Source organism: Streptomyces sp. JN8, from assembly GCF_055808075.1.
Map to the genome: position 1 here is coordinate 3,084,769 of NZ_CM147852.1, position 11,662 is coordinate 3,096,430.

Sequence of the window (11,662 nt, forward strand, 5' to 3'; positions counted from 1 at the left end):
GCCTCCTCGCGGTTGTCCCGAGCCCTGTCCCCCAGGGTCTCCCCGCGCGCGTGCGCCCGCGACTCCGCGCCGGGGCCGCCGTCAGTCGACGACCTGGCGGCCCTCCGGCTGCGCGCTGCACGAGGCGCGGAACGAGCAGGTCGCGCAGTGCTGGCCGGTGGTGGGGGTGAAGCGCTCGTCGAGGACCCGGCCGGCGGCGTGGGCGAGCAGCTCGCCGACCCACTCCCCGGCGACCGGTTCCTGGGCCTGCACCTTGGGGAGGGCGTCGCCGCCCTCCTTCTGCGGGGCGCCCTGGCGCAGCTGGACGAGTTCGGCGCCGCCCGGCTCCGGGCGGCGCCCGTCGAGGACCTCGTCGAGGGCACCCTCCCGGACCGCGAGCTGGTAGACGGCGAGCTGCGGGTGGTGGGCCACCTCGTCGCGGGTGGGGGCGGACTTCCCGGTCTTGAAGTCGACGACGTACGCGCGGCCGTGCTCGTCGGTCTCGACGCGGTCCATGGACCCGCGGATGCGGACCTCGTACGCGCCCGCCTCGAGGGTCACGTCGAAGTCGTGCTCGGAGGCGGCCGGGGTGCGGCCGCCCCGGTCCATGACGTGCCAGCTCAGGAAGCGTTCGAGCGCCGCGCGCGCGTTCCGCTTCTCCTGGGCCGACTTCCAGGGGGCGTCGAAGGCGAGGGCGTCCCACACTGAGTCCAGCCGGGCCATGAGGACGTCGAGGTCGGCGGGGGTACGGCCGGAGGCGACCTCGTCGGCGAGGACGTGGACGACGTTGCCGAAGCCCTGGGCCGCGGTGGCGGGGGCCGCGGCCTTGACCTCGCGGCCCAGGAACCACTGGAGGGAGCAGGTGCTCACCAGGTTGTCCAGGGAGCTGGGCGAGAGGGCGACGGGCCGGTCGCGGTCGCGCAGCGGCTCCGGGCTGCGGGTCGGCTCGAACAGTCCCCACCAGCGGTCCGGGTGGGCGGCGGGGACCAGCGGCTGTCCGTCCTCGTCGGTGAGCGCGGCGAGGTCGGCGAGGCGGTCGGCGGCGGCGGCGCGGAGCGCGGGGGCGGCGTCCGGGTCGACGGTGGTGGCGCGCAGCTCGGCGACCAGGGCGGAGACGGCGAGGGGGCGGCGAGGGCGGCCGGGCACGTCCTTCGGCTCCTCGCCGAGTTCGGTGAGGAAGCGGGAGGGCTGGTCGCCGTCCTCCGCCGCGGCCTTGACCGCGGTGACGACGAGCCGGTCACGCGCGCGGGTGGCGGCCACGTAGAAGAGGCGGCGCTCCTCGGCGAGGAGGGCGCCGGGGCTCAGGGGTTCGGCGAGGCCGTCGCGGCCGATGCGGTCGGCCTCCAGGAGGGAGCCGCGGCGGCGCAGGTCGGGCCAGAGGCCCTCCTGGACCCCGGCGACGACGACGAGGCTCCATTCCAGGCCCTTGGAGCGGTGGGCGGTCATGAGGCGGACCGCGTCGGGGCGGGTGTGGCGGCGGGTGAGGGTGTCGGCGGCGATGTCCTGCGCGTCGAGTTCTTCGAGGAAGTTGAGGACGCCGCGGCCGCCGACGCGCTCCTCGGCGCGGGCGGCGGTCTCGAAGAGGGCGCAGACGGCGTCGAGGTCGCGGTCCGCGTTGCGTCCGGCGGGTCCGCCGCGGAGGGCGGCGCGCTCCAGCCGGCCGGGCCAGGGGGTGCCGTTCCAGAGCACCCAGAGGGCCTCCTCGGCGGTGCCGCCGCCGGCGAGGAGGGTACGGGCGTCGCGGAGGAGGTCGCCGAGCCGCTTGGCGCCGCGCGCGTAGGCGGGGTCGTGGGCGGCGAGGCGCTCGGGTTCGGCGAGGGCGAGGGCGAGCAGGACGTCGGAGGGCGGCGGGACCTTCTCGCCCGCGGCCCGCGCCTCGTCGCGCAGGGCCCGCCCGAGCCGGCGCAGGTCGGCGGGGTCGACGCCGGCGAGCGGGGAGGCGAGGAGTTCGAGCGCGGTCTCGACGCCGAGCCACCCGGCGACCAGGTCGGGCGCGGGGGTCCGGGACGCGGCGGGGGCGGTCCGGGGCTCGGCGGGCTCGGCGCCGGTGGCCGTACCGGGCTCGGTCTCCGCCCCGAGGGGCTCGGCGCCGCTCGCAGCACCGGATTCGGCAGGCTCGGCCTCGGCGGTCGCACCGGGCTCGGCGACTGCCTCGGCGGGCTCGGCGCCGGCCGCCGCACCCGCCTCGGCGGTCGCACCCGGCCCCGCGGGCGACCCGGTCTCGCCGCCCCCCGGGTGGGGGGCCGCCGTCGCCACCGCGCGGAGGGCGAGCAGCAGGGGCGCCACCGCCGGTTCGTGCCTCAGCGGGGTGTCCGCCGCGTCCGTCTCCACCGGGACGCCCGCCGAGGTCAGGGCGCGGCGCAGGGACGGGAGGTGGGCGGCGGCGCGGGTGAGGACGGCCATGTGCTGCCAGGGGACGCCGTCCTCCAGGTGGGCCCGGCGCAGCAGGTCCGCGATGTTCTCGGCCTCCGCCGAGGCCGTCGGGTAGGTGTACGCCTCGGCGCCGCCCCCGGTCCGCGCCGCCGTGAGGTCCCGGTGGGCGCGGACCTTGTCGGCGGGGAGCCGGGGCATCGGCATCCGCTGGGCGAGGAGCCGGGTGGCCGCGAGGAGGCGCTCGCCGGAGCGGCGCGCGGTGCGCAGCACCCGGACGCCGGCGCCGCCGAAGGAGGCGGGGAAGTCGAGGATGCCGTTCACGTCGGCGCCCCGGAAGGCGTAGATGGACTGGTCGGGGTCGCCGAAGGCGACGACCGTGCGCCCGCCGCCGCCCGCGAGCGCCCGCAGCAGCCGGACCTGTGCCGGGTCGGTGTCCTGGTACTCGTCGACGTAGATCGCGTCGTACGCGGGCAGGCTGATCTCCTCGGCGAGGAGGACGGCCCGGTGCACCAGCTCCGTGTAGTCGAGGACGCCCTGGAGGTCGAGGACGTCGAGGTACTCGGCGAGGAAGCCGGCCGCGGCCTTCCAGTCGGGCCGGCCGACCCGCTCGGCGAACCGCGCGAGGGCGTCGGGTCCGAGGCCCAGTTCGCGGGAGCGGGCGAGGACGGCGCGCACCTCGTCGGCGAAGCCGCGGGTGGTGAGGCAGGCGCGGAGCTCGTCGGGCCAGCGGATGCTGCCCAGCCCTTCCCTGCCCAGGTCGATGTGGCCGGCGAGCAGTTCCCGTACGGCGAGGTCCTGCTCGGGGCCGGAGAGCAGGCGCAGCGGTTCGGCGAACAGGTCGGCGTCCTGGTGGGCGCGGATCAGGGCGTAGCAGTAGGAGTGGAAGGTGGTGGCCTGCGGGGGCCGGCGGCCGCCGAGCCGGGCGGCCATGCGGTCGCGGAGTTCGACGGCGGCCTTGCGGCTGAAGGTGAGGACGAGGATCCGCTCGGGGTCGGCGCCCTTCTCCATGCGGGTGGCGACGGACTCGACGAGGGTCGTGGTCTTGCCGGTGCCGGGGCCGGCGAGGACGAGAAGAGGTCCGCCGGCGTGGTCAACCACCTCGCGCTGGGTTGCGTCCAGCTGAGGGGAGTCCATCGGGGCCGGCGTGGTGCGCACCAGTCGGTACGCGCCCGGGTTCCGCTGCCGTCCCGGACCCGGGTACGGCTGTCCCTGGTACGGCGCCGTGCGCCGGGTGGTCGAGGAGGTACTCACGTGGGTCGCCGGTCCTGGTGGGAGTGGTGGTGCGGGTGAGGCGGCCGTCCGCCGCGGGCGGCCGTCGGCCTCGTCGGTCCGCCGCCGCCCCGGGGGACGCGAACGTCGACGTTACGCGAAACGGCCCGTCGCCGAGCCGTACTCCGCGTCCCGTTCCGTACCGCTTCCGTCCGGTCCGGCCCCCCGCGCGCGGTGTCCCGCACGTCCGTCCCCGGTCGGCGCCCTCAGGTGTGAGTTCCGTCCCAGCGCGCCCGCCGCATGTCGATCCTCGGCAGGTGCCCCTCGGCCGCCGGGCCCCGCTCGCGCAGCGGCGTGCCCTCCTCGCGGTAGTGGTCGAGGGCCCTCAGCTCGTGCCCGGGAAGCAGCGTCCCGTCCGAGCGGACCACCCGCCACCAGGGGGCCGTCCCGCCGTACAGTGCCATGACCCGGCCCACCTGGCGGGGTCCGCCCTCGCCGAGCCATTCGGCGACGTCGCCGTAGGTCATCACCCGGCCGGGCGGGATCCCGTCGGCGACGTCGAGCACCCGTTCCGCGTACTCGGGCAGTTCTCCGGTCTCCCCCACGGGTACCTCCATGCTCATCCGCCCCATCCTGCCTCACCCCACCGACATGGCCCTGATGCCTCCGCGCGGCGGCTCTTCGTGCCACCATCGTGCGGGCGGTGACTGGTGATACGAGATCAAGAGCGACAAGTACAAGAACAAGCAGACGAACAGCAGCGAGACCGAGAACGACACGACGCGCATGCAGAGACGGACATGGTGATGGCCCCGGACACCCAGCCCCCCGAGGGGGGCCAGGCCGACGTGCCCGAGCGGGTCTCCGGCGACGAGCCGCTGCTCGCCGCGCGCGTGCACCGGCCCTCGGACCTGATGCGGCTGCTCGCGGGTGTGCTCGCCATCGGTCTCGTCATCGCCGTCGCCGCCTTCGCCCACGCGACGACGTCGGGCCTCGAGGAGGACATCAACAAGGGTGCCGTCGGCGCGCCCGACGTCTTCGTCAAGATCGCCGGTCTGGTCTCCTCCATCGCCGTCCTGCTCGTCCCGGTCGCCTTCGCCATCGAGCGCCTGATCAAGCGGGACGGGCTGCGCATCGCGGACGGCGTCCTCGCCGCCGTGCTCGCGCACGGCCTCACCCTCGCCACCGACCTCTGGGTCGCCGAGGCCGCGCCCGGGACCATCCAGGACGCGCTGACCCAGCCGGCCTCCGGCGGCGGGCTCACCGACCCGGTGCACAACTACCTCGCGCCGGTGATCGCCTACATGACCGCCGTGGGCATGGCGCGCAGGCCGCGCTGGCGGGTGTCGCTCTGGGTGGTGCTGCTGCTCGACGCGTTCACCATGCTGGTGGCCGGCTACACCACGGCCCTCTCGATCATCCTGACCGTCCTCATCGGCTGGACGGTCGCGTACGGCACGCTCTACGCGGTCGGCTCCCCGAACGTCCGGCCCACCGGCCAGACCCTCCTCGCGGGCCTGAGACGCGTCGGCTTCCGGCCGGTCACCGCGCTGCGCGCCGAGGGCGTCCCCGACTCCTCGGACAGCGGGGACCGGGGCCGCCGGTACATCGTGACCCTGGAGGACGGGCCGCCGCTCGACGTCACCGTCGTCGACCGCGAGCAGCAGGCCCACGGCTTCTTCTACCGCGCGTGGCGCCGGATCACCCTGCGGACGATCACCACCCGCCGGTCGATCGTCTCGCTGCGCCAGGCCCTGGAGCAGGAGGCGCTCCTCGCGTACGCGGCGATCGCCGCCGGGGCCAACGCGCCCAAACTCATCGCCACCTCCGAGCTCGGCCCGGACGCCGTGATGCTCGTCTACGAGCACACGGGCGGCCGCACCCTCGACTCGCTCGACGACGACGACATCACCGACGACCTGGTCCGCAGCGCCTGGCGACAGGTGCGGGCCCTCCAGTCGCGCCGCATCGCGCACCGCCGGCTCACGGGTGACGCGATTCTGGTGGATCGTTCCGGCAGGGTGATCCTCACCGACCTCCGCGGCGGCGAGATCGCGGCCGGCGACCTGATCCTTCGGATGGACATCGCCCAGCTCCTCACCACGCTCGGCCTGCGCGTCGGTGCCGAGCGCACGGTCGCCGCGGCCGTCGAGGTGCTCGGCCCGGACGCCGTCGCCGACTGCCTGCCGCTGCTCCAGCCGATCGCGCTGAGCCGCTCCACGCGCGCGACGCTGCGGAGGCAGGCCCGGGAGCGGTCGGCGCGCGAGCGCGAGGCCGTGCTCGCCGCCTCGGAGGCGGCCAAGCACGAACGGGAGCTGGCGAAGGCCCAGGCCGCGGAGGCCGCCGCCGACCCGACCGTCGTACGGGCGGAGACGAAGGCCGAGAAGAAGGCGGACAAGAAGGCCGAGAAGCGGGCCCTGGACACGGCGCTCGACGAGGCCCGCGAGGAGGACCTGCTGGCCCAGATCCGGCAGCAGGTGCTGCTGATCCGCCCGCAGGCGCCGGCGGAGCCGGTCCGCCTGGAGCGCATCAAGCCGCGCACCCTGGTCAGCCTGATCGCGGGCGCCGTCGCCGCGTACTTCCTGCTGTCGCAGATCTCCCAGACGCCGCTGTCGACGATCGGCCAGGCCGACTGGCGGTGGGTCGCGGCAGCCGTGCTGTTCTCCGCGCTCAGCTATGTGGCGGCGGCGATGAGCCTGCTCGGCTTCGTGCCGGAGCGGGTCGGCTTCTGGCGGACGGTGGTGGCCCAGGTCGCCGGCTCCTTCGTGAAGATCGTCGCCCCGGCGGCGGTCGGCGGCGTCGCCCTGAACACCCGCTTCCTCCAGCGCTCGGGCGTGCGCCCGGGGCTCGCGGTGGCGAGCGTCGGCGCCTCGCAGCTCTTCGGGCTCGGCGCCCACATCCTGCTGCTGCTCTCCTTCGGCTATCTCACGGGAACGGAACGCTCGCAGTCCTTCACCCCGTCGAGGACGGTCATCGCCGGCCTCCTCACGGTGGCGGTGCTCGTGCTCGTCGTGACGGCGATCCCGTTCATGCGGAAGTTCGTCTCGACGCGGCTGCGCTCGCTGTTCGCCGGCGTGGTGCCGCGCATGCTGGACGTGCTCCAGCGGCCGATGAAACTGGTCACCGGCATCGGCGGGATGCTGCTGCTCACCCTCACCTTCGTGCTCTGCCTGCACGCCTCGATCCAGGCCTTCGACCACGAGGGCGTGTCGATCAGCTACGCGAGCGTGGCCGTCGTCTTCCTCGCGGGCAACGCGCTCGGCTCGGCGGCGCCGACCCCGGGCGGCGTGGGAGCCGTCGAGACCGCGCTCACCCTGGGTCTGATCGCGGTCGGCCTGCCCGCCGAGGTCGCGACCCCGGCCGTCCTGCTCTACCGCCTGCTGACCCTGTGGCTCCCGGTCCTGCCGGGCTGGCTCTGCTTCAACTGGCTGACGAAGCGCGAGGCGCTCTAGGGGGGTTCTGCCCGCGAGCCCGGCCCGACCGGCAGGACACCCCCGGCGAAGCCCGGGGCTCCGGGTCCCGGCCCCCGCCACCCGCATGGACCCCCGTCCCGCGCGGCGGCGGGGGCGGCCCCCCACCATGGGCCTATGCCGATCTCCGCCGCCCAGCGCGCCGCTCTGCTGACCGCCACCACCGTGCTGCTCGCCGCCGGGTGCTCGGACGGGGGCGACGAGGCGGACGCGACGAAGCCGAGCGGCACGGCCGGGATCTCGGCGCTGACCTCGCAGAAGCTGTCCTGGTCCCCCTGCCCGGCGCCGTCCGCGGCCGAGGGCGGCGGACCGGCCCCCTCCCCGCTGCCGGGCGGCGCCGCCTGGGAGTGCTCCTTCCTCCAGACCCCGCTCGACTGGTCGGTGCCGGACGGCGAGACCATCGAGCTCGCGCTGATCCGGGCCCGGGCCCGCGACCAGGAGCGGCGGATCGGTTCGCTCGTCTTCAACTTCGGCGGGCCGGGCGGCTCCGGCGTCACCGCGCTGCCCGGCTTCGCCACCGACTACGAGACCCTGCGCGGCCGCTACGACCTCGTCTCCTTCGACCCGCGCGGCGTGGGCCGCAGCGACCCGGTCGAATGCCTCACCGACAAGGAGCTGGACGCCTACTACGCCCTCGACTTCACGCCCGACGACGAGGCCGAGGAACGGACGCTCTCCGAGGCGCAGAAGAAGTACGCGGCCGGTTGCGAGCGGGACGCGGGGCCCGCCCTGCCGTACGTCGGCACCGAGAACGCGGCCCGGGACATGGACCTGATGCGCCAGGTCCTCGGCGACGACAAGCTCCACTACTTCGGCATCTCGTACGGCACCGAACTCGGCGGCGTGTACGCCCACCTCTTCCCGAAGAACGTCGGACGGGCCCTCTTCGACGCCGTCGTCGACCCGGAGGCGGGCGTCGAGGAGGGCGCGCTCGGCCAGGCGAGGGGCTTCCAGCTCGCCCTGGACAACTTCGCCCAGGACTGCGTGGACCGCGGCGCGGAGTGCACCCTGCCCGGCTCCACCGTCGCCGAGATCGAGACCTTCGTGACGGACCTCCTCGCCTCCCTCGACAAGGAGCCGATCGCGGGCATCGGCGACCGCAAGCTGACCCAGACGCAGGCCACCAACGGCATCGCGCAAGCCCTCTACTCCAAGGAGTTCTGGACCTATCTGGAGCAGGGCCTCTCCGACGCGGAGGGGGGCGACGGGGCGCTGCTCCTCACCCTGTCCGACTCGATGAACGGGCGCGGCCAGAACGGCTCCTACAGCAACATCCAGGCAGCCAACGCCGCCATCAACTGCGTCGACTTCAAGCAGCGGTACACCCTCGGCCAGGCGAAGGAGCGGCTCGGCCAGTTCCGCGAGGCCTCCCCCGTCTTCGGCGACTTCATGGGCTGGGGACTCTCCAGCTGCTCGCAGTGGCCGGTCCCCGGAAGCTGGGAGCACCCGGACGTCTCCGCGCCGGGGGCGGCCCCGATCCTGGTCGTCGGCAACACCGGCGACCCGGCCACGCCGTACGAGGGCGCCCGCTCGATGGTGAAGGCGCTCGGCGACGGCGTCGGGGTGGAGCTGACGTACGAGGGCGAGGGCCACGGCGCCTACAACAGCGGCAACGCGTGCGTGAAGAAGGCGGTCGACGGCTACCTCCTGGACGGCAGGGTCCCCGCCTCCGGCACCGTCTGCAAGTAGCGCCCGGGCTCCCGCCCTCCGGGAACCCGGCCGGCCGGCCCCCCTAGGATGGCCGCCTTGCCGGCTCATGGGGGGAACACATGTCCATACGCATACGGGTGGCGGCGCTGGCCGTCACCGGGCTGCTGGTCACGGGCTGCACGGGCGGCGGTCCACCGGCCGCGCGGCCCGCCGCACCGGAGGCGCGGACCACCGCGCCCGGCGGCGGGCCCTCGGCCACCGGCCCCACGCCCTCCGCCACCGTCGTCCCCCCGCTCCCCGCCTCCCTCACCGGCCAGCGCCCGGACTGGACCTCCTGCCCGGCTCCCGGCACCGGCGGGGAGAAGCCCGGCGCCCGGTGGCGGTGCGCCACCGTGAAGGTGCCGCTCGACCACGCGAAGCCCGAGGGCCCCACGATCCCGGTCGCCCTGATCCGCCGGAAGGCCGACCGGGAGGACGCGCGCATCGGCTCGCTGCTCTTCAACTTCGGCGGTCCCGGCGCCTCCGGCGTCGACATCCTGCCGCGGCTGGAGGAGGACTACGCGAAGCTCGCCGAGCGCTACGACCTGGTCGGCTTCGACCCGCGCGGGGTCGGCCGCAGCTCCGGCGTGGTCTGCCGCACCGACGCCGAGCAGGCCGCCGCCGAGGCCTCCGTCGACCTCACCCCGGACTCGGCCGCCGAGGAGGCCGCGTTCCTCGCCGACAACGCCGCCTTCGGCGCCGGCTGCGCCCGCCGCTCCGGCACGGTCATCCCGCACACCACGACCACCGCGACCGCCCGGGACCTGGACCTGGTCCGGCAGGTCCTCGGGGACGAGAAGCTGCACTACTTCGGCATCTCGTACGGCACGCAGCTCGGCGGCACGTACGCGCACCTCTACCCGCGGAACGTGGGCCGGCTGGTCCTCGACGCGGTCGTCGACCCGACCGCCGACGCCGTCGGCCACGCCCGCCACCAGACGATCGGCTTCCAGCGGGCGCTGGGCAACTACCTGAAGAGCACCGGCCAGGACGCCGGGGAGGGGACCGAGCGGATCGCGCGGCTGCTGCGCAGGCTCGACCGCGCGCCGCTGAAGGTCGGCGACCGGAAGCTCACCGAGGGACTCGCGCTCACCGGCATCGCGGTGACGCTCTACGGGCAGTCCAACTGGCCCCTGCTGACGTCGGCCCTCGCGGACGCCGAGCAGGGACGCGGCGGCTCCCTGCTCGAACTCGCCGACTACTACAACGACCGGGACGCGGACGGCCACTACGCCACCCAGTCCCACGCGCAGCGGGCGATCTCCTGCGCCGACTCCAGCTCCCGGCCGACCGCGGCGGAGGCGAAGGCCCTGCTCCCCGAATTCCGGCGCCTCTCCCCCGTGTTCGGCGCGTTCCTCGCCTGGGACACGGCCGGCTGGTGCGCCGAGTGGCCGGTGGAGGGCGAGCGGGCGACCCCGGAGGCCGGTGCTCCGGGCTCCGCCCCGGTGCTCGTGGTCGGCACGACGGGAGACCCGGCGACCCCGTACGAGGGCGCGGAGAGGATGGCGAAGGAGCTCGGCGACGGCGTCGGGGTCCTCGTCACCAACGAGGGCGAGGGCCACGGAGCGTACGGCACCTCGTCCTGCGCGACCTCGACGATCGACCGGTACCTGCTGGACGGGAAGGTCCCCGCGTACGGCACGACCTGCTCCGGCGGGACGGCGCGCAGCGGGGCATGACCCGGAGCACGGGAAGGGCCCGGATCCCCGACGGGATCCGGGCCCTTGCCGCGGCCGACTAGTAGACCGGCTTCTCGGGCTCGATCTGGTGGACCCAGCCGATCACGCCGCCGCCGACGTGCACGGCGTCGGAGAAGCCCGCGGACTTCAGCACCGCGAGGACCTCCGCACTGCGGACACCCGTCTTGCAGTGCAGGACGATCCGCTTGTCCTGCGGGAGGTCCTGGAGGGCGGTGCCCATCAGGAACTCGTTCTTCGGGATCAGGCGCGCGCCCGGGATCGAGACGATCTCGTACTCGTTCGGCTCGCGGACGTCGATGATGTCGATGTTCTCGCCGTCGTCGATCCACTCCTTGAGCTGCTTCGGAGTGATCGTGGAGCCGAGGGCCGCCTCCTGGGCCTCCTCGGACACGACGCCGCAGAAGGCCTCGTAGTCGATGAGCTCGGTGACGGTCGGGTTCTCGCCGCAGACCGCGCAGTTCGGGTCCTTGCGGACCTTCACCTGGCGGTACTGCATCTCCAGGGCGTCGTAGATCATCAGGCGGCCGACCAGCGGGTCGCCCACGCCGGCCAGGACCTTGATGGCCTCGGTGACCTGGATGGAGCCGATGGACGCGCACAGCACGCCCAGGACGCCGCCCTCGGCGCAGGACGGGACCATGCCCGGCGGCGGGGGCTCCGGGTAGAGGCATCGGTAGCAGGGGCCGTACTCGGACCAGAACACGGACGCCTGGCCGTCGAAGCGGTAGATCGAACCCCAGACGTACGGCTTGTTCAGCAGCACGCAGGCGTCGTTCACCAGGTAGCGGGTGGCGAAGTTGTCGGTGCCGTCGACGATCAGGTCGTACTGGCTGAAGATGTCCATCACGTTCTCGGCCTCGAGCCGCTCTTCGTGGAGGATCACGTTCACGTACGGGTTGATGCCGAGCACGCTGTCGCGCGCCGACGCGGCCTTGGAACGACCGATGTCGGCCTGGCTGTGGATGATCTGGCGCTGGAGGTTCGACTCGTCGACCTCGTCGAACTCCACGATGCCGAGCGTGCCCACGCCGGCGGCGGCCAGGTACATCAGCGCCGGCGAGCCGAGACCGCCGGCGCCGACGCACAGCACCTTGGCGTTCTTCAGCCGCTTCTGCCCGTCCATCCCGACGTCCGGGATGATCAGGTGGCGGGAGTACCTGCGGACCTCGTCTACGGTGAGCTCGGCAGCCGGCTCGACCAGGGGTGGCAGCGACACGGGGACTCCGGTTGTCGGTATGTCAG

At 74.3% G+C, this 11,662-nt stretch carries 6 protein-coding genes; 3 read left to right on the plus strand and 3 right to left on the minus strand.

The window, feature by feature from the left end; all coding sequences use genetic code 11:
- Positions 1 to 81: 81 nt before the first annotated feature.
- Both ACY0MR_RS13190 and ACY0MR_RS13195 read right to left on the minus strand, forming a co-directional pair.
- Positions 82 to 3,603: an ATP-dependent helicase gene (locus ACY0MR_RS13190; protein ID WP_473560836.1), complete on the minus strand. Its 3,522-nt coding sequence runs from the start codon at positions 3,601 to 3,603 to the stop codon at positions 82 to 84.
- 224 nt (positions 3,604 to 3,827) lie between these two features.
- On the minus strand, positions 3,828 to 4,193 hold the full coding sequence (locus ACY0MR_RS13195) for an MGMT family protein (protein ID WP_209496700.1): 366 nt from the start codon (positions 4,191 to 4,193) through the stop codon (positions 3,828 to 3,830).
- Between the two features lie 168 nt (positions 4,194 to 4,361).
- On the opposite strand from ACY0MR_RS13195, the gene ACY0MR_RS13200 reads away from it, so the two are divergent.
- From ACY0MR_RS13200 to ACY0MR_RS13210, 3 genes are all read left to right on the plus strand, one after another.
- Entirely contained in the window at positions 4,362 to 7,013 is a 2,652-nt protein-coding gene (locus tag ACY0MR_RS13200) for a flippase-like domain-containing protein (RefSeq protein WP_388793271.1), read from the plus strand.
- 135 nt (positions 7,014 to 7,148) lie between these two features.
- The gene (locus tag ACY0MR_RS13205) at positions 7,149 to 8,720 is read left to right on the plus strand and encodes an alpha/beta hydrolase (protein WP_473560837.1); all 1,572 of its coding nucleotides are present in this window, start codon (positions 7,149 to 7,151) and stop codon (positions 8,718 to 8,720) included.
- A gap of 80 nt (positions 8,721 to 8,800) precedes the next feature.
- The gene (locus ACY0MR_RS13210; protein WP_473560839.1) at positions 8,801 to 10,399 is read left to right on the plus strand and encodes an alpha/beta hydrolase; all 1,599 of its coding nucleotides are present in this window, start codon (positions 8,801 to 8,803) and stop codon (positions 10,397 to 10,399) included.
- Positions 10,400 to 10,457: 58 nt separating this feature from the next.
- Here ACY0MR_RS13210 and moeZ read toward each other — a convergent pair whose 3' ends face one another.
- On the minus strand, positions 10,458 to 11,636 hold the full coding sequence (gene moeZ / locus ACY0MR_RS13215) for an adenylyltransferase/sulfurtransferase MoeZ (protein WP_361852497.1): 1,179 nt from the start codon (positions 11,634 to 11,636) through the stop codon (positions 10,458 to 10,460).
- Positions 11,637 to 11,662 lie beyond the last annotated feature (26 nt).